A 24,044-nucleotide genomic window follows, 5' to 3' on the forward strand; every position below is an offset into this window, starting at 1 on the left:
ATAGCCACTTGTCCTAACTCCTTTAATTTATAAACATTCTAATTTCAGTTAAAATTTTGCCCGAATTTAAATTTCACAACACATTCTTATTCGCCCTACCCACCATATACGAAGGCATTTCCTCCCTCAGCCTCCACACAAAGCTCATTGGTTTGTTTCCTTCATGATTTACATAGTCGGCTGTTCCGAGAAATACAAATGGTGCTGTGTGGCCATGTTCTTGTTTGTATTCCCTGACAAAGAGCGCGATTTGATAATTGTTTTCTCTATGATGAATATAGCGTTGTGCCGTTGGGCTGTGTTTGGCTACTTTACTTTGTGTTTGCCAGTGAAATAACTTTTCGTTAATCGCATAGTCTTCATACAATGTGGACGGCGAGAAATCCTTTTCTGACTTATTTAATGTGATGAAGAAAATGTCTAAATTTTTATCTTGGAAGTACTTTACCCCTTCCCGGAATGCTGGTGTTTTATCTTCATTATAATATTCGAGTGCAGCCATTACTTGTGCTGTCGAATAGCTGCAATGTACACGTAATGGCGTAATAAATGAGAAGTCATTCTCAATCTCCAATGTTTCGATTGAGTTGAATTGATACTGTAAGATCTCACGTATTTCTTCACGGAAATCGTGATTCGATAATATTTTTGCAACCCCATCCTCAATTGACAATAATCCTTCTTTTTCTGGATATGCTTTGTAGAAGGAATAATAAAACATGTTAAGCATGATGCGTTCTTCTTCATTTCGAACAATACCCTCTTCAATATAATGAAGTAGGAATTTTAACAATGTACTTGAATTCAAGAAAAATAAATTCTGTAAACGGCTTGTTACGAAGTTCTCATGCTCCCAATGGAAATCATCCTTCAGTCCCGCTTCTACCATCATTCTTGTAAAACTGCGATTTCGGTTTCTTCCATAAAAATCATAAATCGACATTTGATGATGCTTTAAAAAATTACTTAAGGTTAGACGTTCATTTGTGTCTTGCTCAAAAAACTTCATCTTAGCAACTAGATTCCCACGTGTATGGCTGCTTGATTTAATATTTCTTAGAATGTATTCCTTAGCTTGTTTTTCAAGCTGAATGAAACTTCCTTTTGGAACATTCAAAAAGCCGTTTTCAACATAATAAGATACGGAATGCTTTGTTTTTCCGATTAATGATCGGAACTTTTCTTCAAAGTTATAATTTTTATGGGCTTGTCCTACAAAATCAAGGACAGTTAGGCATTCCTTTCCATCAGCAAGTCTCAACCCACGCCCCAATTGCTGAAGGAAAACCGTTAAGGATTCTGTTGGACGTAAGAACAAAATCGTGTTGACCTCAGGAATATCGATTCCTTCATTATATAAATCCACAACAAAGATAAATTTAATTTCTCCATCTACTAGCTGATCCTGAGCATCTCTTCTTACCTTCGAATCAACATTTCCATATAATGCGACTGATGGTATGCTAGCTTTGTTGAAAAACTCAGCCATGTATTTTGCATGTTCAATCGACACACAGAAACCAAGCCCTTTTACCTCATCGACGTCGGTAACATATTTATAAAGGCTTTTGACAATTTGATTGCTGCGAATCTTATTTGAAGTGTAAACATTCTCTAGTTCCTTTATTTCGTATCCTTTACGACTCCACTTTAGCTTTGAAAGATCAACAGTATCTGTCACACAAAAATATTGAAACGGACTTAGAAGCTTTCGATTAATCGCCTCGGTTAATCTCATTTCTGCTGAAATTGTATCCTCAAAATACGGTAGAATATCTTTTCCGTCCATTCTTTCCGGGGTTGCCGTTAATCCCAGTAAGATTTTCGGTTGATAATGATTTAATAGCTTTTGATAGGACTCCGCAGCCGCATGGTGAAATTCGTCAACAATAATAAAGTCATAATAATCATAAGTGGTATGCTTATAAAGCTCCCTACTGTTAAAGCTTTGGATACTGACAAATAGATGGTCCAATGAGCTTGGTTGGTTATTTCCAACTAAAAGGTCCCCGAAATTCGGATCCTTTAAAATTACTCGAAATGTATCTAAGCTTTGTTTTAAAATCTCTTCACGATGAGCAACAAATAATAGCTTCGCGGAGTGTTTATTTTTAGCTTTGAAACGCTTATAGTCAAATGCTGAAATGACTGTCTTTCCTACACCCGTTGCTGCAACAAGTAGGTTTCGATATCGACCGAAAACTTCCCTCTCAACCTGTAATTTTTCAAGAATTTCCTTCTGATACAAGTAGGGTTGGATATCAAAAAGAATGGGTTGATTACTTTGGTTTTGCATTTTCGATTTTGATAATGCTACTTTAAGTCGGTCTTGGTCCTCCTGTTTATCTTTATTGAACAGCACGAACTCATGATCGTTCCAATAGCTTTCAAATGTCGCCTCAAACTTTTTTACAATATCAAAAGAATCCTTTTCCGTTACCTTGATATTCCATTCCAAGCCTGAGGTAAGCGCAGGGTTCGAAATATTTGAGGATCCAATATAAGCTGTGCTAAAACCAGTCTCCCTTTTAAACAAATATGCTTTGGCATGCAGCCTAGTTCGATCAACATCATAGGAAATTTTCACTTCTGTATTTGGTAGTTGACTTAGCTCATAGATGGCCTTATAATCGCTCGCTTCCATGTATGAAGTCGTTATAACACGAAGCTTCTTACCTTCCTGCTCTGTGAATTCCTTTAATTCATTGATTAAGATTCGTAAGCCACTCCATTTTATAAAAGAAACAAGCATTTCAATTGAATCTGCAGTCAGGATCTCCTTTTTCAATTCACCAAGCATATTTGGCTCATAGTTTGACCCAGTAAATAGTGAACTTTGAGAAATAGGGGTTACTGGCCGAATGACCTCCCCTTTACGAATACTGCGAATTGAATTCATTTTGGTATAAATGGAAGTTAGGACTTCCCCTTCTTCTTCGATTTTAAGACTTTTAAATTCTTCTTCGTCTAGACTTTCACTTAAAACAGTGATGATTTCATTACAAGTCCGTATTTGATCGAGTAGAGCCTGTCTATCATCATTTTGGTTATCCCTTACAAATTTGAGAGCTCTTCTAGTAACGGTTGATATGTATGATGAAAGTAACTTTCTTGCCTCTTCTGTATCTATGGGCTCCTTGCCAATGTCGTATTTTTCAATATCAAGACTAGCAAGATCCTTTTTTAATTTTTGCGAAATAATTTCTTCGTAAATCCCCTGCTTAAGCATGGTGTCACCTCTACATAATTTTATCCTTTAGTAAATAGTTTCCATTACCCTGTCGAAAAATCCTTCTTTTCACCTAAGAAAGTAATATTGTGGTAGTGATATGAAATAAAAAAACTAGTTCAGTAAGCGAACTAGTTTTTTAATATTACTTTATTGATTCATTTATACCTTCACTCATATCATAATCAAAACAAAGTTGGTATAATTCAATAATTTCTTCTTCAGAAGGGATTCTTGGATTGTTCGAAGGGCTCCCACTTGCAAGAGCATCTTTCGCCATTTTTCCTACTACTTTGTCTAATTCATGTTTTTTGATTCCCCACTCCTTCATATTAGGGATATTCAAATTTAGACAAAGTTTCTTTATTTCTTGTACTACATAATTAGCTATTTCCTCATCTGTATAATTGCTTAGCTCTGGTTTAATAAACCGTCCGATAGCAGCTAACCTATTAATGCAAGCTGATTTACTATATTCCAAAATGGCCGGTAGCAGCATGGCATTTGAAACTCCATGCGGGACATGAAATATGGCTCCTATCGGTCTAGACATCCCATGAACCAAACAAACAGATGCATTAGAAAATGCAATACCTGCCTTTAAGGCGCCTAATGACATTTTTTCTCTTGCGCCTATATTATTCCCATTCTTATATACTTCTTCAATATTTTCGTATATTAATTTTATTGCGGATAAAGCAAGGGTGTCTGTAAATGGATGTGAACGTCTTGAAATGTATGCTTCAATGGCGTGCGTTAGGGCATCCACCCCAGTTGCTGAAGTGATATGTGTAGGAGAAGAAAGTGTGAGTGTAGGATCAACAATTGCGACTTCTGGTAAAAACATCGCTTGTTTAATCATCATTTTTACATCATTACGTGTATTTGTTATGACTGTAACATCCGTTGCTTCTGAGCCAGTACCTGCAGTGGTGGGAATGGCAATTAGAGGAATCGCCTTTTTATCAGCCATTTTTTTGTTGCCCATAAAGTCACTGATTTCTCCACCATTCGTAGCCAATACCGCAACCGCTTTTCCAGTGTCAATACAACTCCCTCCACCTATTGCAATAATGATGTTACATTTATTTTGTTTACATATCTCAAGGGCTTCATCTACAAATAGATCAGTCGGTTCGGAATCAATTCCTAAATAGGTTGAACAAAGAATCCCTTCTTCATTTAACATCATTTTGCAGTGATCAACATAACCCAGATCCTCCATAACCTTGTCACTGATGATAAGAGCTCTAGTACCTAGCTTCCTTGATTCAACTCCTAATTGTTTAAAAGAATCATACCCATAAAAAATAGCTTTAGGCATATAGACACTTGATATTGAATTCATGCTTTCCCTCCCTGGTTTGTTTACTTAAAATGGGTAGCGTCCATTTTTCCTTTCACGTTTCACCTATTAATCATTTTATTCAACAACAATTATTAAAAGACTCCTAGTTTTGGTTTTGAGACATCTCTGTGATTACGTATTTTACACCGTCATGGTCATTCCCACTTTCTTTACATGCAACATATGGCATATGTTTCACTTCGACAATTTTTATGTTTGGTAGTTAATTTCCATATTCGCATAAAAAATCCTTCTTATACAATCATTTCGCTGGAAGCTTGTCATATTCCTACTGAACTAAAAATAAACTGTACCAAACGAATAGTTTTATGGAAGGGGGAGTACAATGTCAGATAATAGTTTTTCAGCACCTTGGCATCAGGAAGGAACTAGTATATCAAGGGCTGATGGAGATTCACTGGACCGATTACTTGATTTTAACGAAAAGCATAATCGAAAAAAATCCATGCATCGATTTTTCTTATATACGTTAATTGGATATGCCTTCTACACCATTATTAAGTATTTCGTATACACCCCATTTGCGTTTGGAAATACTGCATTTTTCGATATGCTGTTTTCTAATAAAAATATAGCTAGGGACGTATTTTTTGGGGCAGTGTTATACTTCACTTCAAAATTCACCTTTGATTTAAAAGAAAAAGCGAAAGATGAATATCACTCCCTACGAAATGAAATTGTTGATTTATCTAATAAAGAATGGGTAAAAAAATATGATGATCAAACAAATAAAGAAATCTATGAATATGTGAAAAAACATGATATAAAAATAAATCATAAAACAAAATAGATGATAAGAAAGGCTGCCTTCCCCACGCTTTAGCACATTGGGGAGGCAGCCTTTTGTGGTTTATACACACACCTCATTTTATCCTCTTTGATTTGGGAAGCATTTTCCTACCAGGAGAAACGTCCCGGTTGTATCGTTATTCATTGGAAATATGAGTTTCGACCTAAGTTTATCTAAGGACAAGTTCTCTTATCAGAATTTTCTAAATGATATAAACTTTATCGTGTACTATGAATCTAGTAAGAGGAGGCATTTTATGAAAAAACTAGTTATATCATTTGGACTTACCACAACTCTCGCATTTGGGGCCATTGCAACACCTGCAGTATTCGCAAAACCAATCGAAGTGACACAATCTCAGAAGGAGAAGTTCTTTGATCACAAGGTGATTAATCAACTTAATGTGAACAATATTTATAACAATATTGCTCACCTTTCAGAAACACCACGTGTCGCAGGGACGGAAGCAGAACACAACGCTGTTCAATACATAAAAGAACAATTCGAATCCTACGGATATGAAACTGAAATTCAACCGTTTACTTTCTATGGCTATACACCTCCAAGTTCAATCGAACTTTCGGTAAATGGCTATGATGGTTCCCTCCACCCAAGTTCCTTCACATACACAGTCAACGGGGATGTATCAGGAGAACTTGTCTATGCAGGATTAGGAACAGTTGCAGAACTTCAAAACACTGACCTTACTGGAAAAATTGCTCTTATTAAGCGTGGCGAGATCTCGTTTGCAGAGAAAGTGTTGAATGCTGCTGAAAAAGGAGCTTTAGGCGTCATTATTTTCAACAATACTTCAGGGGCTTTAAATGGGACTCTTGGAGAAGCGAATGATAAGTATGTGCCAGCTGTTGCTTTAACAAAAGCAGAAGGTGATGCCCTTTATGAGGCAATGGTAAGTGGAGAGGTTCTTCATACCTCCCTTCAGGTTGAAGGTGCAAGAGCAGGTGAAAGCATTTCTCACAATGTAATAGCAACAAAGAAGCCAACAAATAAGAAAAAAGATACAAATGATGTAATTGTTGTTGGGGCGCACCATGATTCCGTGGCGGGTGCACCTGGAGCAAATGACGATGCATCGGGCACAGCTATGACACTTGAGTTAGCCCGTGTATTTAAAGATATTCCTACAGATACAGAAATTCGTTTCATCACGTTTGGTGCCGAGGAACTTGGGCTAATTGGTTCTGCACATTATGTAGCAAGCTTACCAGAAGACGACCTCAACCGTATTATTGCAAATTTTAATTTAGATATGGTAGGAAGTCGTGATGCAGGTAATTTAACAATGGCAACACTTGATGGTCAACCAAATCTAGTTACTGAGCTTGCCCAAGCATCAAGTACAAGACTGAATGGGGAGCCTACTCCATTTTATGCGGGTGGTAGAAGTGACCATGTTCCATTTGCAGAAGCTGGAATCCCAGCTGCCTTATTCATTCATAGTCCATCTGAGCCTTGGTATCATACACCAGAAGACTCACTAGACAAAATTAGTAAAGAAAAACTCCAAGATGTTGCTGAAATCGTAGGTTCTGCCATCTATGATCAAGCTCGTTTTGACAATATGGGACCAAAACCTAAAAAAGGACCTAAAGTAAAAGCAGACCCTGAGTTATATCATGAGCAACCTTTAAAATAAGATAACTCCATAAACAACGAGCAGGGTCATTTGCCCTGCTTGTTAGGAAACAATTAACCATCCTCCTCATACCTTTAGTAGTAAAAAGGAAGGTAAAACATGTTAAACAGAGTGTCAGAACGCTTTTCGAGTTTGATTCAGCGGTATTTGCCTGATGCATTCGCTATTTCTGTGTTGATGACTTTCTTTGCGTTCCCTTGGCCTTTTTTACGACTCCTGCTAATTAGTGAATGATATTTCAGCATCTCTGTTGTTACGCCATTTTTTTAAATTGAATGAAGTCTCTATCCCCTAATAATGAATGGCGGATAACGTTTCATAACCCCAGGACGTGTAAACGCGCACTTTCATAAGTAGGATATTCTCCCTCTCCCCCTCAACTTGCATGTAGGGAGTCCATAGTTCAATTAATTCGTGCACCTTATATTTTATGGTCGTAATAAGGTCTCTTATCTCAAAAAGGTGCCTGCCCCACACTTGATTCATACAAGGGGACTGTTCTTGTGGTTCCAAGGACCGGAAGAACCATCCCTTTGGTTATTTTTCTGCATCTTTAGCTTGTTGTAAGTACTTTTTATCTTTCATAAATATGGTCCAGAAATAGATGAATCCAGGAAATAGAATGGCGAATCCAATAATATATGTTGTAAAAACAGCTCGGAAAGAATTTGGATCGGTAAAAGCTGATTCAATCGTAATATCCGGATAGATGATATATGGCAAGTGTGCTTTACCATAAACGTAACTAGCAACCAAATATTGAATGGTTATCGCTATTACAGATATTCTTGGCATCCCTCGTACTCCTTTTTCGAAAAAAGATGGAAGAAATAACCCTAATCCTCCTATTAAAAATAATCCTACTGATAAAAATAGTAAAGGTAGGTCCTCAATCATCCGAGTATATAACCAGGGTGCCTCATCTTTTAACGTGAACATAATAAAGAAGGCCATGACTAAGGATAAAGGTCCTAATATTTGTCCATCTCTTAGGTACACTTTATATGCATCCATTTCCTTTGATACCTTCGAATAATCAGCTAATAATAAGGAGGATAAGAACAATGTACTGGTAATCGCAAATCCTATAAAAGCATATTCATTGGGGCTTGTAAAAAGGGTTTGCAAGTTTAAATTAGCCGTACCATTCTCATAATCAATGTAATGTCCATGAGTAATAGGTAGGACGCTAATTAATATACCGGGTATTATAATACCAGTAATCCCTGAGATATAAGTTAAGGGTTTTCGGTACTCCGTAGCAATATTCGAAAATACCAAAAAAGCACTCCTAAGTGCCAATAAGAGTAAAATCATACTTCCTGGTAGTAGAAGAATTGTTCCTAACGTATAGGTTGCATTTGGGAAAAGGCTATATATAGCTACTACTAAAGCAACGATAAATGTGTTTGTTACTTCCCAAGTAGGGGATAAATAACGATTTGCAATATTAGTAGCACTTACATTGTCTCGATTTAAATAAATCATCGACCAAAACCCTGCTCCAAAATCCATTGTTGCCATGACAGCATAGATAAACACAAATCCCCACAGAACAGTAATAGCAATAAGAGCATCAGCCATGTTGACTTCCTCCTAAGAATTTGAACCGAATAAAGGAATACCTTTTTTTTCAGCTCTATTGAAATCATCAAACACTGTATTCTTTTTAAAATAATACAAAAGAACGGTAACAACCGATATCCCTAAAATTAGGTAGACACTAAAGAATAAAATGGATAAAACACCTAAGTTCGTTGCAGTAGTTGCAGCATCAGCTGTTTTTAATACGTGATAAATAACCCATGGTTGACGGCCTGTACAAGCGAAAATCCAGCCGCTTTCTATTGCAACAATTGCTAGTGGACCTGAAAGAACCATGATCCAAAGATAGATTTTTGGAAATCGCTTTTTCTTTAATGGTTTTTTCCATAACAGTCCAAATAAAGAAATAAGAATGAGTAGAGAACCAATTCCAACCATGACATTAAAAAGAGTGTGTATAAATAATGGGGGCCATAGCTCTTCAGGAAAATCATTTAATCCGACAACGACTGTATCAAAGCTATTCCCAGCTAGAAAGCTTAAAGCCCAAGGTATTTCTACGGCCCACTTCACTTCTTCTGTTTCCCTATCAGTAAAACCACCAATTGCTAAAGGAGCATGTGATTGAGTTTCAAACAAACCTTCAGCAGCAGCAAGTTTTTCAGGTTGATATCTATGTAAATATTGAGCTGATTCATGCCCATTAATAGCCGTTAGAAAAGAAAAAATACCGCCAATGACAAGACTGATCATTAAAGCTTTTTGATGGAATAAATAAAGTCTTGATCCATATTTATTTCTTAACATTTTGTATGCAGAGACAGAACCAACTACAAATGCACCGACGACATAGGCTGATAATGCAACATGTAAAGCAGTGACAAAAAAGCTTGGATTAAAAAAGGCAGCCCATGGATCAATATCTACAAATTGTCCGTTTTCATAGCGAAAGCCTGCTGGGGTTCCTTGAAAAGCATGAACATTTGTAATTAATACTGCAGATGCAAGTGCACCTAAAGCCACTAAAGTTAAACTGACAATCCTCATCCATGGGGCTATTCTTTCCGCAGCATACACATAAATTGACATAAAAAGAGCTTCAACAAAGAATGCGTAAATTTCAATTTGAAAAGGAAGTGGCATAACACGTCCAACAACTTCCATGAAACCTGGCCATAATAAGGACAGCTGCACACCTGCTATGGTGCCTGTCGGAATACCAACTCCAAGTAGAACCGCAAAAGCTTTGGTCCAACGCTTTGCCATCACAACATATTCATAGTTCTTCGTTTTCTGATATATTAGCTCCGCAGTAAGAATCATAAAAGGTAACCCAACACCAATTGTTGCAAATATGATATGAAAAGCCATTGTTGTACCGAATAAGGATCGTGCTATTAATAACTCATCCATATACCTTTACATCCCTTCCCAATTTTTCCATCCAATGTATTTTCTTCTTGAACGAGGAAAAATATGTAAGGAACAATTTTAAATTCCATGCATTAATAACAATTTGAAACATTTAACGGATAGCGGGTTATCTCCATTTTAATCAGACATATAAAAATCCTTACCATCATACCTTTTGTAGTAAAAGGAGGGGAAAACATGTTAAACAGAGTGTCGGAACGCTTTTCGCGTGTGATTCAGCGGTATTTGCCAGATGCATTTGTTATTGCTGTGTTGATGACGTTGTTTGTATTTGTCTTGGCTTTTTTTACGGCGCCTGCTGATCCGATGAATTTGTTTCAGTCGTATGGGGATGGATTTTGGACTTATTTAGCTTTTACGATGCAGATGGTGCTCTTGCTTATGACAGGGATGGTTCTTGCTTCGGTTCCATTCGTCCGAAGAGGCTTAGAGGCAATTTCAGCTAAAGCCAATACGGCAACAAAGGCCTATTTATTTACGTTTTTGATTTCTGCTGCCGCGTATTACATTAACTGGGGACTTGCGGTGGTTGTTGGTGCTATCGTCGCTCGTGAGGTCGGAAAAAGAAATAAGAATGCCCACTTCCCACTGTTGGTCGCATGTGCATACGCACCTACAGTACTTTATACTGCAGGACTTTCCAGTTCCATCCTTCTAACAATCGCTACAGAAAATCACTTTCTAGCTGATGTAATGGGTGTTATCCCAACCTCTGAAACGATCTTCCACCCGGGTACGATTATCATTTTCTTTACACTACTTATTACCATTCCTATTTTTATTCTACTCATGGCGCCGAAAAAGAATATCATCCCATATACGGCAAAACCAGAACAGCCACAGGTAGAGATGGTATCCAATGATGAAAAGAATTCGCCTGCCATACGGTTAGAAAACACACCTGTTTTGGGAATTTTAATTGGTTTAGTTGGAATCATTTATGTATTGCTTCAGTTCTCAAAAAGTGTGGATTTAAACTTGAACCTTATTAATATTCTATTCTTATCACTGGGCTTGATTTTCCATCGTTCACTTGGACAATACGGAAAGGCTTTTAAAGAAGCAGCGGGCTCCATCTCCCCTATTATTCTACAATTTCCATTCTATGCGGGAATTATTGCACTACTAGGTAGCTCTGGGCTTGCAGATGCGATTATTACCGGTATGACATCGATTTCGAACGCCGATTCATTCGGTGTGTTCACATACTGGACCGCCGGACTTGTCAACATCCTAGCACCATCTGGCGGTGGCCAATGGGCACTTCAGGGACCACTTCAAGTTCCTGCCGGGATTGAGCTTGGTGCCGACCCAGCGGTTGTTGCCATGGCTGTCGGCTGGGGAGATGCATGGACGAATCTCATCCAACCGTTCTGGGCGTTACCGATCTTAAGTATTGTAGGACTTCATATCCGTCACATTATGGGGTATTGTATTCTACTAAGTGTGTGGATTGGAATTGTGACATCGATTTTGATTTATTTTGTGTATTAGAATAAAACAAGAAGCTACGGTGGATTATCGTAGCTTCTTTAAAGTTATTTCTTGAAAAATCCAAAATGTTCCACATAGAGCAACAACTAGCTTTTCTTATTTTATTCAGTTGATATACTTAATTCAAAGCAAGTTGTAAGCGTTATCATTATTTTCAGGAGAGGGGTTATAACATGCAGCAATTTAAAGAAGTGACAAATCGTTTGATCAATGCCGAAACAAGTAGAAGCTATATTAACGGCGAGTGGGTAGATGGAAATAGTGACGAAACCTATAATATCCTTAATCCTTTCGATCGTTCCGTTATTACAAGTGTCAAGTTGGCAACGAAAGACCAGGTAGAAGAGGCATTTGAAATAGCCAGCAACGCTCAAAAAGAATGGGCTAAGTCCACTGTTAACCAACGAAGAGAAGTGCTTCAAAAGGCTGCAGATTTTCTTAAGAATAATCGTGAAGAAATCGTAGAAATCCTTAATCTCGAAACAGGTGGAAGTATTCTAAAAAGCAATATTGAACATCACCTTGCGTTGGAAATACTAGAAGAATCGATTAAGTATGCGGATGAAATTTACAAGGTAAAAGAAATCCCAGGTTCAACAGAAAAGATGAACCATATCTATCGGTTACCGTTAGGGGTTATTTCTTCTATTTCCCCTTTTAATTTTCCTTTGAATCTTTCATTAAGGTCGATTGTACCTGCTATTGCACTTGGAAACAGTGTCGTACACAAACCGGATATTCAGGTTGGTCTTTCAGGTGGTTCCATCATTGCCAAAGCATTTGTATATGCTGGTCTTCCGAAGGGTGTATTAAATGTGTTGTTGACGGATATTAATGAAATCGGGGATGCCATGCTAACAAACAAGCACTCAAAGCTTATTAGTTTTACTGGATCTTCTGCAGTAGGTCGTCATATTGGAGGAATTGCTGGACAGCACTTAAAGCGAGTTGCCCTTGAATTGGGTGGAAACAGTCCGTTTGTGGTTCTTTCTGATGCAGATGTTGACCAAGCAGTTCATGCTGCCATCTTCGGAAAGTTTATACATCAAGGTCAAATTTGTATGATTATCAACCGAATGATTGTCCATAAGGATGTCTATGACGAATTTGTTGAAAAGTTTGTAGAAAGAGCCAAGGCTGTTCCTTATGGGGATCAACGTGATCCGAAGACGATTATTGGCCCACTCATTAATGAACGACAGCTTGAAAAGGCGGTTGCATTTATAGAAGATGCCAAAAAGGATGGAGCTACATTAGCTTTAGAGGGGCAGCGAATCGGCAATGTCTTAACACCATATGTGTTTGTAGATGTGGATCGTTCTAGCAAACTAGCACAAACTGAATTATTCGCCCCAATAGCCACCATTATTAAGGCCGAAAGCGATGAAGAGGCCATTGAAATCGCAAATGATACCGAATACGGACTTAGCTCAGCAATCTTCACCAGTGACCTTGTTCGTGGAGAAGAATTAGCCTTGAAAATTGACAGTGGCATGACGCATCTGAATGACCAAACAGTTAACGATGCACCAAACATCCCATTCGGCGGAAATAAAGCAAGTGGTTTAGGTAGATTCGGAAATCCTTGGATGGTCGATGAATTTACCGTCACAAAATGGGTTTCAGTTCAAACAACGGACCGGAAATACCCCTTTTAAGGTAAACATACAGGCGCACCCTTTATGAAGGATGCGCCTCGTTTTATTCACCTAAATTTTTAATTTGATCAATTGTATTGGTTAGGTTCTGTAACGTTTGAAATACTTCACTATTTTCAAAAAGAGTTGGATCAATTTGTCCATTCTCGATATTTTCTAAAAACAGAGCAACACCTTCTTCTGCTTGTTGGTTATAATCTACGATTTGTTGATGAAGGTCTGCAGCTATTCTAGTGGCTGGAATGCTACCATATCAGCTTGCATTTCAGTTAGCATTGTCTCTAGTTCGGTTCAATCCTGTTCATCAGTAACGGCCTGTTCAGCTAGGGCTGGAGCCTCATTAATAAAGATACTCACCACATTGACATAATCTGTCGCCTCATTCACATAGGTTACTGTATTATTAACATCCTCTAGGACGAAACAAGCCCCAAGAAAAAGTAACCCGAGTAGAGAAAACACTATAAAACCCTTCTTCAAATAATCCCATCCGTATTGTGGCATACCTTTTATACGATTAAAACGTGAATGGTTTCACATATCGGAAATATGGTACCCTTTTCCAAAATATTAAGATTTGTTTCATTGAGTACCTTCTTTCTTATTAAACGAAAATAGATTATACTGGACTAACCACCATTTTTATAAAAGGAGGTCATTCCTATGACCGAGAATAATCAACCAGAAGCACCGAAAAAGAAAATCAGCCTGCAAGAAGCAATGAAGCAGCAGCTTGCAAATAAAAAGAATCAGTCCTCTACTGGTAAAGGAAAAATGAATGCCGACCTTTCAACAAAAAAGATGAAAAGCCAGCAAACGAAAAAACCAAGCAATACTCGCAGAAAAATGGGTGTTTAATAAGCAATCTGATGCCCGTACTCATACTTTACAACATAAAAAGGAAAAAGAACCCATTTGTATGAATAGGTTCTTTTTTTGTATACAACTGGATTTGTCCGTTTTTTCACACTGATCACAACTCTTGAAGCTCATTAATGGTTACGAACGAATATCCCTCTTCAACTAACACTTGGATGACACCTTCAATTTCCGCTACCACTTTTTCAATATCATCGTACATTGGATGAAGCAAAATAATGGATCCCGGTGTAACGTTTTCCTTTACATACCTTGTTTTTTCCTCAGGAGTTGTGAAATAGCTATCAGGCTCAAGATTCCATGTGATAGTATCTATATTCTGTTTATGAAGGTAATAAGGTAAACCGACGAGCTTCTTGCAATTTGGTGGGCGAAAGTCGATCTCACCCTCATATCCTGCCTCACGGATAAGTTGATTGGTTTTTTTGATTTCTTCTTTTATATAGGAAGGTGATTTGAACACCATTCTGTTATGAGAATACGTGTGATTTCCAGCCTGGTGCCCTGCTTCCACAACTTTCTTTGCTTCTTCCGGAAATTTCTCAATATCTTGACCAATTAAAAAGAACGTCGCCTTCACATTATACTTCTCCAATACCGGTAGGATTTCATTCACATTTTCAGATGGACCATCATCGAATGTGAGGGCAACCACCTTTCGATCTGTTTCAACTTACTGTGTAAGCCCCCCAAATAACTGGAACGACCTTGAATTCATTAGCCTATATGTTCCAAATAACATCAGAAACAAAACCAAAATGACGAGACCACGAACCACAATTTTTCTTTTCATATATAACTTCCTTTTGGACCGCAGGGACGGTTCTTGTTGTTCCCAATGGAACCACACGAACCGTTCCTCTGGCCCCCCTTTTCATTTTTATTAACTTCCATTATATTAAAATTAGATACATATAGAAAACCAGTTTTTGGAATGGGGAGATTTTACTTGTTTAAGAGGTTCATTAAATCTTTTTTTGAAAAGGGCAATGTGATTCAACTTGAATTAGAGGATTGGTATAAATGGTATAAAGAACCTGTGAAGTTACATCATGCAGTTGTTGAATACCTAACAGAGGAAGGGAAAGAAGTAGAGACCCTATCCATTGTGAACCATGTAACGAGCAACAAGGTCTCAGAACTACTGATTGATGGGGTGAAATATGAACTGACCATTTCAATGGAATCTAGAATGGCACCTGCGCAAACAGTGAAATTATGGAAAATGGATTAAGCTAATAGGACCATGGGGTTTGGTTTCTAAAATCAAAAAAGAGGTATACCGAAATCGGTACACCTCTTGGTTGTTAATGGTTATTATTACGCTTTTCTAACGTTAGATGCTTGAGGACCACGTTGTCCTTGTTCTACATCAAATGTTACACTTTGACCTTCGTCTAAAGATTTGAAACCTTCGCCTTGGATTGCTGAGAAGTGTACGAATACGTCGTCTCCACCTTCACGCTCGATGAATCCAAAACCTTTTTCTGCATTAAACCATTTAACTTTACCTTGTTCCATATTAATTTGCCTCCTAGTGTGTCGATCCACACATGTGTTACTATCAGTGTTCAAATACCTTAGACGAAAAACAAAAATACATTCTTAATCTGAAAAAGAACAAAGATAATTCTTCTTAAGAATAACAGATATGATTGTAAATAGCAAATAATAATTTTGGATTTCTGTGACGGTTCTTTTGGCTCCAAATTTTAAGGAGCCACAGGAACGTCCCTCTGGCCCCTTTTATCCTTAGTAAATTCTAAACGTAGTTGATGCGGTGCTGCTTGAATATCCGCTTTTTGATGCGGTTGCATCCAGGCGATACGTTCCCGTTGCAGTTGAATAAGTTGTTCCAATTGACCACGTGGCAACACCTGATGAGTTTGTTGTTCCGGAAGATGTTACAGTTGTTCCATTTGGACGTGTGATTTTGAAGTTAACTGTTGCATTTGCAACTGCTGCCCCATTGGAATCTTTTACCGTGCTTGTGACATAGACTGTTTCTCCACGATAATAGTAGCTGTAATTCGTTGACACTGTTGTGACTGTTTCCGTTGAGGTTGGTGGTGGTGGAGTTGTTCCACCGCCTCCAGATGCGGCAACAACTGCTGCATGAGCGTCGACTATTCCATAGCCATATTGCGTAAAGCTTCCAGTTGCTTGGGCTGTATCACGTAAAATTTGTCTGGCTTGTGAGACTGAAATATTCGGATTGGCAGCTCGTATTAAGCCCGCTACGCCGGCAACATGTGGCGTCGCCATCGATGTTCCTGATAAAGTGGCATATCGACTATTTGGATAGGTGCTATAGATACTTGAGCCAGGTGCCATTAGCTCTAGACCAGATCCATAGTTTGAAAAGCTTGAGCGTGTTCCGCTTGAAGTTACAGATCCAACCGCAATTACACTACTATATGCTGCTGGATAAGAAATACTCGATGCACCATCATTACCAGAGGCTGCTACCACAATTGTTCCTTGGGCAGTGGCAGTTTGTACTGCCTCATCCATACTTTGGTTATACCCACCGCCACCTAAAGACATATTAATAACATCTGCATCAATATCAGCAGCATATAAAATTCCCTGTGTGATTCCGTATAAAGAACCAGAGCCATCATCACCCAAAACCTTCACAGGGATAAGAGTTGCATTTTGCATAACTCCTGAAACCGAGCCATAGCTCGCAATCGTTCCTGCCACATGGGTGCCATGACCTTGAACATCCATCGTCGTTCCACCTACAAAACTTCTGCCTAAGCTAGTATTAACAAAGTTTGCTAGACTAGGGTGATTATGGTCAATCCCTGTATCCAATACAGCAACTTTAATCGCACTAGATCCATTTGTGATTGTCCAAGCCTGTGGCGCCTTTATCATGTCGTAATGCCATTTTTGATTTTGGTGAACAGCTTGAATTGTCGCTGTTCCTTCAATGGCCATCATCTTATAGTTTTCTGAAATATATCTAACCTTGAAACCAAGATTCATTAGCTCTTTGCGCAATTCATTTTTCGCAAGAGTGCTAGATTTGAAATTGTCTGGAGAGTATTTTACTAAGTAGACCAAGCCCATTTTGTCGACGACTTTTTTGTTAAAATTTTTACTAAGAAGTGGTTTGACTGAAGTATCTTCTACGTGGAGAGTGTCAATGATTGAAAATCCTTTCGCCTTTAGCACGTCTTCCTGTCCTTTTAAACTATCTGCACTTTGAATCGTAAGATCAGCATTACCCTTTTGTTTCGGTTCAACCGAAACGATGAGTTCACCTTCAACAAAATCTAGGTTCCCTTTCCCAACATTGTCTGGTTGATTGGCAAAGGATACCCCTGCAAACATCGATAGCATGAGTAAAAGAACAATCGAAAAACTAACTAATTTCTTCATTCACATACCTCCATTTTTTAGTTTTGGTCAAACAATGAATAGGGTATTTGTAAATAGCACGCTCCCTTCTATGTATCATATCTACAGTTAAAAAGTAAAAAAGACATCTTTAGCTTTTTTACTTTGACTGCCGTGAATTATGTAATAATGGGAAAGTTTTGATTTTAGGAGATTAGTTGAATTTCGTGGATAGAAAAGTGTATTGGACTCTGCCCTCCATTACACTACAATTTTTCAATCGCAGACGTCAATATGTTTTGTAATATTCAGTTATTTGTTACCACAAAGTTATTCTCACTACAATTCTATACAAGCCGAAATATCTAAAAAAGGTAGTATAATAGTCTTTCATATGGATTCAACGCTGTTAAGCGTTAAAAGAGACCACGGGAGCGGTTCTCGTGGTCCCTATGGCTCTAATACCCAGAATCCTCTGATGTAAGGTTATCCAGCATGGTATAATCGTATTGCTGTAATGGCTTTTCTGCTGGACCTTCTAGGACTTCACCCGTATAGGAGAATCGAGAACCATGGCACGGGCAATCCCATGATTTTTCACCATTGTTCCAATGGACTTCACAGCCTACATGGGTACATGTTGTGTCAACAATGTAGAGTTTTCCGTTCTCGTCTTTATAGGCTCCCTTTCGATGGCCTTCGATTGAAATGACCGCACCTTCCCCATTCGGAATATCCTTCACATTTTTTTGCGGCATTTCCATCTTCCCTTGGATTAAATGCTTGACGACTTTCGCATTGGTAACAAAGAAATTTTTCAGAGAAGGATGTGCATAGAAACGAGCCGGTGAATACAAATCACGATACGGGTTATTTCTTTTAAGGATGATATCTCTAAATAATAGAGCAGCTGCTGTACTATTTGTCATGCCCCATTTGCGAAACCCTGTTGCAACCAAAATATTAGGTTCACCCGTTGTGATTTCTCCGATATACGGGATTTTGTCCAATGTTTGAAGATCTTGCGCCGACCAGCGGTATTGAATATCTTCTAAGTCAAATACCTGTTCACCAAACGAACCTAATGCATGGTAATCTTCCATTGTGTCATTTCTTTCGCCAGTCTGATGGTTACCCCCAGCAATTAAAATATAATCTTCCTCATTTTTTGAAGCAGAACGAAGAGAACGTGAAGGTTTATCAACACTAAGATACATGCCACCTGGATAATGTTCCTTTGCTTTCACAGCTACTATGTATGAACGTGTTGCTTTCATTCTTGCAGAATAGAGACCCGCACCCTCATAGAAAGGGAAATGAGAACAAGCCAGAACGAAACCAGCTTTAACCCGCTTGTTATTGCGAGTAAGTACTACTGGCTTTTCTCCTGTTTCGACATTCACGGCAACTGTATGTTCAAAAATGAGTCCACCTTTTTCTTTAATGATGTTAACAAGATGCGCTAAATATTTGACCGGATGAAACTGCGCTTGATTTTTCATGATTAGTGCGTTTTTCACTTCAATTTTAAAAGGTACACTCCCTACAAGTTCACCATCAATTCCGATCTTTTCATAGGCTTGTGCTTCTTTTTCAAGCTTTTGTGCATATTCGTCGGTTGTCGAGTAGATGATGGCATCTTGCTTGCTAAAATCACAATCAATTTGATTCTCGTTTACTGTTTTTTCGATGAATTGAATGGCGTCCGTGTTTGCTTCGTAATAAAGCCTTGCAGTACTTTTCCCGAAATTCGAGATGAATTCATCATAGATGAGATCATGCTGGGCAGTTACCTTTGCAGTCGTGTGTCCAGTGGTACCATTGAGTATTTGGTCTGCCTCCAATACGGCAACTTTCAATCCCTCATTTACTAAAACATAAGCAGAAGTTAGTCCGGCAATCCCCCCACCCACAATCACTACATCGACTTCAAGATCCTCCTCAAGCGAAGGAAAAGTTGGAATGTCAACATCGACCCTCCATAATGGCTCAGGTGTTTCAGGAAGCTTCTTTTCATTTGCCACAATAAACCCTCATTTCCTAAAAAAGTAATTTTGCCATTAGGTTTTCCAGTAATTTGGGTATCATACATGGGTGTGAAGGAATGAGGTACTTATAAAAAAGAGAACATTTAAAAATGGTCTGTGGAATGATGGATTATTCTAACTCATTCAGCTTTCGTTCAGGTCTCCATCAGGCTTATGAAAACACTTTCTGACTCATCTGTGCTCCGTTCGGGTCTTCATTCGGCTTATGAAAGCACTTCCTGACTCATCTATGCTCCGTTCGGGTCTTCATCTAGCTTATAAAAACACTTCCTGACCCATCTATGCTCCGTTCGGGTCTTCATTCGGCTTATGAAAGCACTTCCTGACTCATCTCTCCTCCGTTCGGGTCTTCATCCGACTTATCAAGAACTTTCCTAGTTCAACAAGCCACCGTTCGGAACCAATCACCCGTCCCTTATACAAAGAACGACAACCAGAATGCTATTCAAGAAGAATGGTAAAACTATCTTGAATCGAAAAGGAGGTTTCCATATGGCTTCGAGCTTTTATCCGAAAGAAAATGTAAAACACTTTACAAAAATTAAGGACCTTGCACCAGAACAATTAAAAGCGATGAATGCATTTGATGAGGCAGTTATGAAAGAAGGAGCCTTATCTAAGAAAGAAAAGGAAATTATTGCGGTTGCCATTGCACATGTTACGGAGTGTCCTTATTGTATTGATGCGCATACAAAAGGTGCGAAAAAAGCCGGTGCATCCTTAGAGGAGTTAACAGAGGCCGTCTTCGTTGTAGCTGCGATTGAAGCTGGTGGAGCTGTAACCCATAGTACACATGTACATAACGCAAAAAGTCAAGATGCTCCCGATACTCTCTACGCTCGATCAAATTTAAAACATCTTGGTCAATTAGGAAAGTTTGCCCCAGATGGCTTCAAAGCGTATGGTACATTTAGTGCTACAGCCACAAAAGAAGGAAGATTAAGTAGGAGGTTTAAAGAAATTATTGGCGTTGCCGTTGCACACGCAACTCAATGTCCATACTGCATTGATGTTCATTCAAAGAATGCAGAAAAGCTAGGGGCAACGAGTGAGGAGCTTGCGGAGGCAATTCTGGTCACTGCAGCACTTCGGGCAGGCGGTGCTTATGCACACCTAGCCAATCTAATCCAAAGCTATGAAGAATAAGTTAACCTACCCCAGCATACACTGGGGCTTTTTTTATAAAAAAATCACCCGCCCAAGGACAGGTAATCAGGTTCAAGACGTGACTTCTTTATGTTTCACAACTAGTGATGTTAGAAGAGGAACCACAATTATGACGACAATCATAGCGACGACCGCAACGATTGAGTAAAGAACGGGCAACCCAAACAGATTGATTGTTTTAAAATCATCAAAGAATGGCTCGACATTCATAAAGTAGAGGAAGGAAAATTGGAAAATATCCTCTACCCATCCAGGTAATTTAGCTAACTCGACTAGAAAGTATGGTATCGCAAAAATTGCCCCATTGATGATAAGAGAAATCAACGCATTTTTACATAAAGCCGATACAAGCACAATCATGATGGCAAAACTACATGCCCCAAGTAAATGGAAACTTAGTTGAAGAAGATGGAATTCTAGCATCGTAAAGCTATAAGGTGAGAAGTAGTATTTAAAGTAATACTGAAGTGACGTCTCCCAACCACCATTTCCATATTGAATAAGATTCCACGCGAGATTGAAGATCTCCCATCCAATGACAACCACAATTGTGTAGATTAAGGCGGCACCTAGTTTTGACCATAAAAGCGCCCTTCTCCCATTTCTTGAGCTAAGAATGTAGTTATCAACCCCAGAGCTATATTCCTGTGTGTAAATGGTAGAAAGCCCAACTAGCAGCATACCTCCTGTTATCATTAACGAAAAAATACTTGCATAGTCAATGATTTGTTTCGGTCCTTTGTTATAAGCAAAATAGGTTGTATCAATTTCTTTTAGCATGGCTACTTCAAGATTGGTATTATATTTACTTTCCTTAGAAAGCTCTTTTATTTTTTGCATCGCATTGCGTTCTACCTGTTTACCCCATGCGATGTTTTCGTATATTCCACTCTTGGTCCATTCCTCATCAGACAACATCGCGAATTCATCCATATCTTCCATTTTTTTATTGAAAGCATCATTTTCCTTTGCTGCAAGCTCTACCTTTTCCTCCGTAAGCGTCCCTTCCCAGGGTTTATACAATTCTTTCTCTTGATGAGCACCAGGATAATACGTAAAGCCCGTCGAGAATACGATCAATAGCAAGAACGCAATAGAAACCATTTTTTGCTTAAAAATTTTATATAACTCAAATTTCAACAACTCCATTTATGCCACCTCCTCATCAAAGTAGTAGAGATATAAATCCTCTAAATTGGGATGTTCATGTGTAGCACTTAGATGAGGTTTGACATCACTCAAAATCCGAAGCTGAAAGCTGTCCCCAATACGTGCAATATTGCCCACCTTGTAAACCGATTGGAATCTCGTGATTTCAGATTCATTTTTTACAGTAACCGACCATACCTTGTTTTCGATTCCTCTTAATAAATCTTGAGGTGTTTGCTTTTGAACCAGTTTCCCTGCTTTTAAAATAAGCACTTCCTTCGCAATGAACTCAATATCTGACACAATATGTGTGGACAACAAGACAATTCGATTTGTTGAGATTTGCGATAAAAGGTTTCGGAACCGGATTCTCTCTTTGGGGTCAAGACCTGCTGTCGGCTCATCCACGATTAAAATTTTCGGTTCATTCAGTAAAGCCTGTGCGATGCCAACACGGCGCTTCATCCCACCTGAAAACTTTCCTACTTTTTTCTTCGCTTGATTTGCTAGCCCAACCAACTCTAATGTCTCCGCAACCTTACTCTTTCCCTCTTCTTTCGTTAGCCCTTTCAGGGTCGCAATATAAAGTAGAAATTTTTCAGCCGTAAAATTTTTATACAGACCAACATGCTGTGGCAAGTACCCGATCACATCTCGATATCGGTAGTCCATTACAGCAATGTCCTCACCATCTAGTAAAACTCTTCCGGAGCTTGGTTTCATCACACTCGCGAGAATGCGCATCAATGTCGTCTTCCCTGAACCATTCGCACCTAAAATCCCGTACACACCGGTTGTAAATTCTAAATTTATAGAGTCCAACGCCTTTTTATCATCAAAGACTTTAGACACATTTTCAATCGTTAAATTCATATGAAATTCCCCTTTTATAAATAGACATCATTTTAACAACGATAAAAATCACTGCCACAACCGTTACCAAGAAATAAGCCAATGCCGAGATGGTTTCGATTCGTTCAATGACATCTTGATGCGTGAGCGCTAAGGCCGCTACAGTCCAAAGAACAAGTCCACCGCTAAACGTTTTTGCACTGCGGTACTTCGAGGAAACTACTAACATAATGGCTGCAATGATGGTTAATGGCGTTGTCCAATAAAGAATTAACTTTCCAAGCATAAGCTCGGGTAATAGGATTGCGAAGCTTATCGTTAAAAGAACATTTAATGTGACATTAAAAACGCCTACAATCAGCATCCTTGAAAAAATAATTTCCTGCAGGCTAAATTTGAATGACAACTCTAATTCCACCATTTCGGTATTACTACTTTTAAACACCTCTATAACCCCGACAATTGTTGGAAGTGGTGCAACATACAACATGATAAGATAGGGATCTATATTGTAAATAAAGACTGATAATACACCGAATACTAAAAATAAAAGATTTAAAGCCCAAAACAATGCTGAAAAATAAAAGACTTCCCTTGTTGAATGCATGATGACATTTGATACACTAGCCACAAGAGTTTCCCATTTACTTTCTTTCATAGGGACATAAGGTCTCATGGCATCAATGGTCACCATAAGTTCAGATTCACTTGGGAATTCCACATCAAATTCATCAAGTGACATCCCTAGCTCCTGTTCCAACTCAAAGATTTCATCATCGAATTTATCATTTTGTCTGTTGTTTTCCATATCCTTCACCTCTTTCTAACGCTGTTGCAATTTTTCCGAGACCTTGCTTCAGCCTTGATTTGACAGTCGACACATTTGCATTTGTGATATCTGCGATCTCCTGTATTTTCATGTCATGATAGTATTTCAGAATCACAGCCTCTCGCTGTATATCTGGTAGACTATTAATCGCTGCCTTCACCTGCTCCCTTGTTTCTTTTCGTTCAAATATGTAAGGAATATTACTGTGTTCACTCTTGATTGTTTCTTGAAGCTCTGTTTGCTTAGATGTTTGTTTGTAGTCGGCACTTCTCCAGTAATCCTGACAATGATTCACGGCGATTGTATAGAGCCAACTTTTAAAACTTCCTTTATTTGAATACGACTTGATCCGCTGCATCATTTTTATAAAAATTTCCTGTGTCAAATCATAGGCCATTTCCTTGTTTCCTACTTTTCGATAAACAAACGCATAGATGGGTTTGTAGTACTTCCTAGTTAGTACCTCCATCGCCGCTTGGCTACCTTGCAAGATTTCCTCAATCAGTTCCTGATCCTCGGGCATTTTTATCACCTCAATAACTAAGACGAAAAGATTTTTAAAAGGATTTAAATTTTTTAAAAGTTTTCTGCTTAAA

The 24,044-nt window shown here is 38.5% G+C and carries 20 protein-coding genes and 1 pseudogene; 7 read left to right on the forward strand and 14 right to left on the reverse strand.

Annotated elements, in window-relative coordinates; translation table 11 throughout:
- Positions 1 to 73 precede the first annotated feature (73 nt).
- Entirely contained in the window at positions 74 to 3,229 is a 3,156-nt protein-coding gene (locus RGU12_RS04410; protein ID WP_309534975.1) for a DEAD/DEAH box helicase, read from the reverse strand.
- Between the two features lie 145 nt (positions 3,230 to 3,374).
- A complete protein-coding gene (locus RGU12_RS04415; protein ID WP_309534976.1) occupies positions 3,375 to 4,577 on the reverse strand; it encodes an iron-containing alcohol dehydrogenase in 1,203 nt (400 codons plus the stop codon).
- A 346-nt stretch (positions 4,578 to 4,923) separates the two neighbouring features.
- Here RGU12_RS04415 and RGU12_RS04420 point away from each other — a divergent pair, with 346 nt between their 5' ends.
- Both RGU12_RS04420 and RGU12_RS04425 read left to right on the forward strand, forming a co-directional pair.
- Positions 4,924 to 5,388, forward strand: coding sequence for a DUF2663 family protein (locus RGU12_RS04420; protein WP_309534977.1), 465 nt, complete (start codon positions 4,924 to 4,926; stop codon positions 5,386 to 5,388).
- A gap of 256 nt (positions 5,389 to 5,644) precedes the next feature.
- On the forward strand, positions 5,645 to 7,045 hold the full coding sequence (locus RGU12_RS04425) for a DUF4910 domain-containing protein (RefSeq protein ID WP_309534978.1): 1,401 nt from the start codon (positions 5,645 to 5,647) through the stop codon (positions 7,043 to 7,045).
- Between the two features lie 537 nt (positions 7,046 to 7,582).
- On the opposite strand, the gene RGU12_RS04430 is transcribed toward RGU12_RS04425, so the two are convergent.
- On the reverse strand, positions 7,583 to 8,629 hold the full coding sequence (locus tag RGU12_RS04430; protein ID WP_309534979.1) for a cytochrome d ubiquinol oxidase subunit II: 1,047 nt from the start codon (positions 8,627 to 8,629) through the stop codon (positions 7,583 to 7,585).
- Between the two features lie 12 nt (positions 8,630 to 8,641).
- Positions 8,642 to 10,003, reverse strand: a complete 1,362-nt coding sequence (locus RGU12_RS04435) for a cytochrome ubiquinol oxidase subunit I (RefSeq protein ID WP_309534980.1) — start codon at positions 10,001 to 10,003, stop codon at positions 8,642 to 8,644.
- A gap of 198 nt (positions 10,004 to 10,201) precedes the next feature.
- Here RGU12_RS04435 and RGU12_RS04440 point away from each other — a divergent pair, with 198 nt between their 5' ends.
- Complete coding sequence (locus RGU12_RS04440) at positions 10,202 to 11,518, forward strand: short-chain fatty acid transporter (RefSeq protein ID WP_309534981.1); 1,317 nt, start codon at positions 10,202 to 10,204, stop codon at positions 11,516 to 11,518.
- 206 nt (positions 11,519 to 11,724) lie between these two features.
- Positions 11,725 to 13,176, forward strand: coding sequence for an aldehyde dehydrogenase family protein (locus tag RGU12_RS04445; RefSeq protein ID WP_309536269.1), 1,452 nt, complete (start codon positions 11,725 to 11,727; stop codon positions 13,174 to 13,176).
- A gap of 43 nt (positions 13,177 to 13,219) precedes the next feature.
- Here the strand turns inward: RGU12_RS04445 and RGU12_RS04450 are convergent, their stop codons facing one another.
- Positions 13,220 to 13,420 (reverse strand): DUF6376 family protein, encoded by a 201-nt coding sequence (locus RGU12_RS04450; RefSeq protein ID WP_309536270.1) that lies wholly within the window; start codon positions 13,418 to 13,420, stop codon positions 13,220 to 13,222.
- A 47-nt stretch (positions 13,421 to 13,467) separates the two neighbouring features.
- Entirely contained in the window at positions 13,468 to 13,638 is a 171-nt protein-coding gene (locus RGU12_RS04455) for a DUF6376 family protein (protein WP_309534982.1), read from the reverse strand.
- Between the two features lie 201 nt (positions 13,639 to 13,839).
- Here RGU12_RS04455 and RGU12_RS04460 point away from each other — a divergent pair, with 201 nt between their 5' ends.
- The gene (locus RGU12_RS04460) at positions 13,840 to 14,034 is read left to right on the forward strand and encodes a hypothetical protein (RefSeq protein WP_136381767.1); all 195 of its coding nucleotides are present in this window, start codon (positions 13,840 to 13,842) and stop codon (positions 14,032 to 14,034) included.
- Between the two features lie 115 nt (positions 14,035 to 14,149).
- Here RGU12_RS04460 and RGU12_RS04465 read toward each other — a convergent pair.
- A pseudogene (locus RGU12_RS04465) lies at positions 14,150 to 14,848 on the reverse strand (polysaccharide deacetylase family protein).
- A 156-nt stretch (positions 14,849 to 15,004) separates the two neighbouring features.
- On the opposite strand from RGU12_RS04465, the gene RGU12_RS04470 reads away from it, so the two are divergent.
- Positions 15,005 to 15,289, forward strand: coding sequence for a hypothetical protein (locus RGU12_RS04470; RefSeq protein WP_309534983.1), 285 nt, complete (start codon positions 15,005 to 15,007; stop codon positions 15,287 to 15,289).
- Positions 15,290 to 15,375: 86 nt separating this feature from the next.
- Here RGU12_RS04470 and RGU12_RS04475 read toward each other — a convergent pair whose 3' ends face one another.
- The 3 genes from RGU12_RS04475 to RGU12_RS04485 form a co-directional block, all read right to left on the reverse strand.
- The gene (locus RGU12_RS04475; RefSeq protein ID WP_077617474.1) at positions 15,376 to 15,576 is read right to left on the reverse strand and encodes a cold-shock protein; all 201 of its coding nucleotides are present in this window, start codon (positions 15,574 to 15,576) and stop codon (positions 15,376 to 15,378) included.
- 231 nt (positions 15,577 to 15,807) lie between these two features.
- Positions 15,808 to 17,445 (reverse strand): S8 family peptidase, encoded by a 1,638-nt coding sequence (locus RGU12_RS04480; protein ID WP_309534984.1) that lies wholly within the window; start codon positions 17,443 to 17,445, stop codon positions 15,808 to 15,810.
- A 416-nt stretch (positions 17,446 to 17,861) separates the two neighbouring features.
- Positions 17,862 to 19,427, reverse strand: coding sequence for an FAD-dependent oxidoreductase (locus RGU12_RS04485; RefSeq protein ID WP_309534985.1), 1,566 nt, complete (start codon positions 19,425 to 19,427; stop codon positions 17,862 to 17,864).
- Positions 19,428 to 19,943: 516 nt separating this feature from the next.
- Between RGU12_RS04485 and RGU12_RS04490 the strand changes: the two genes are divergently transcribed.
- The gene (locus tag RGU12_RS04490; protein WP_309534986.1) at positions 19,944 to 20,597 is read left to right on the forward strand and encodes a carboxymuconolactone decarboxylase family protein; all 654 of its coding nucleotides are present in this window, start codon (positions 19,944 to 19,946) and stop codon (positions 20,595 to 20,597) included.
- 72 nt (positions 20,598 to 20,669) lie between these two features.
- On the opposite strand, the gene RGU12_RS04495 is transcribed toward RGU12_RS04490, so the two are convergent.
- Genes RGU12_RS04495 through RGU12_RS04510 form a run of 4 tightly spaced genes read right to left on the reverse strand, consistent with a single transcriptional unit; the run spans position 20,670 to position 23,971 of the window.
- The gene (locus RGU12_RS04495) at positions 20,670 to 21,767 is read right to left on the reverse strand and encodes a hypothetical protein (protein WP_309534987.1); all 1,098 of its coding nucleotides are present in this window, start codon (positions 21,765 to 21,767) and stop codon (positions 20,670 to 20,672) included.
- Positions 21,768 to 22,640: an ABC transporter ATP-binding protein gene (locus RGU12_RS04500; RefSeq protein ID WP_309534988.1), complete on the reverse strand. Its 873-nt coding sequence runs from the start codon at positions 22,638 to 22,640 to the stop codon at positions 21,768 to 21,770.
- A complete protein-coding gene (locus RGU12_RS04505; RefSeq protein ID WP_309534989.1) occupies positions 22,624 to 23,427 on the reverse strand; it encodes a hypothetical protein in 804 nt (267 codons plus the stop codon). Before RGU12_RS04505 ends, RGU12_RS04500 begins: the two co-directional genes overlap by 17 nt.
- Positions 23,405 to 23,971, reverse strand: coding sequence for an RNA polymerase sigma factor (locus tag RGU12_RS04510; RefSeq protein WP_309534990.1), 567 nt, complete (start codon positions 23,969 to 23,971; stop codon positions 23,405 to 23,407). Before RGU12_RS04510 ends, RGU12_RS04505 begins: the two co-directional genes overlap by 23 nt.
- Positions 23,972 to 24,044 lie beyond the last annotated feature (73 nt).

It is taken from the genome of Ferdinandcohnia sp. QZ13, from assembly GCF_031324165.1.
In the GTDB taxonomy this organism is placed as follows: Bacteria; Bacillota; Bacilli; order Bacillales; family Bacillaceae_L; genus Ferdinandcohnia.

Coding starts and splice junctions, on each gene's coding strand:
- RGU12_RS04410 (WP_309534975.1), bottom strand. CDS start 3,229: ATGCTTAAGCAGGGGATTTACGAAGAAATTATTTCGCAAAAATTAAAA.
- RGU12_RS04415 (WP_309534976.1), bottom strand. CDS start 4,577: ATGAATTCAATATCAAGTGTCTATATGCCTAAAGCTATTTTTTATGGG.
- RGU12_RS04420 (WP_309534977.1), top strand. CDS start 4,924: ATGTCAGATAATAGTTTTTCAGCACCTTGGCATCAGGAAGGAACTAGT.
- RGU12_RS04425 (WP_309534978.1), top strand. CDS start 5,645: ATGAAAAAACTAGTTATATCATTTGGACTTACCACAACTCTCGCATTT.
- RGU12_RS04430 (WP_309534979.1), bottom strand. CDS start 8,629: ATGGCTGATGCTCTTATTGCTATTACTGTTCTGTGGGGATTTGTGTTT.
- RGU12_RS04435 (WP_309534980.1), bottom strand. CDS start 10,003: ATGGATGAGTTATTAATAGCACGATCCTTATTCGGTACAACAATGGCT.
- RGU12_RS04440 (WP_309534981.1), top strand. CDS start 10,202: ATGTTAAACAGAGTGTCGGAACGCTTTTCGCGTGTGATTCAGCGGTAT.
- RGU12_RS04460 (WP_136381767.1), top strand. CDS start 13,840: ATGACCGAGAATAATCAACCAGAAGCACCGAAAAAGAAAATCAGCCTG.
- RGU12_RS04475 (WP_077617474.1), bottom strand. CDS start 15,576: ATGGAACAAGGTAAAGTTAAATGGTTTAATGCAGAAAAAGGTTTTGGA.
- RGU12_RS04480 (WP_309534984.1), bottom strand. CDS start 17,445: ATGAAGAAATTAGTTAGTTTTTCGATTGTTCTTTTACTCATGCTATCG.
- RGU12_RS04490 (WP_309534986.1), top strand. CDS start 19,944: ATGGCTTCGAGCTTTTATCCGAAAGAAAATGTAAAACACTTTACAAAA.
- RGU12_RS04495 (WP_309534987.1), bottom strand. CDS start 21,767: ATGGAGTTGTTGAAATTTGAGTTATATAAAATTTTTAAGCAAAAAATG.
- RGU12_RS04500 (WP_309534988.1), bottom strand. CDS start 22,640: ATGAATTTAACGATTGAAAATGTGTCTAAAGTCTTTGATGATAAAAAG.
- RGU12_RS04505 (WP_309534989.1), bottom strand. CDS start 23,427: ATGGAAAACAACAGACAAAATGATAAATTCGATGATGAAATCTTTGAG.
- RGU12_RS04510 (WP_309534990.1), bottom strand. CDS start 23,971: ATGCCCGAGGATCAGGAACTGATTGAGGAAATCTTGCAAGGTAGCCAA.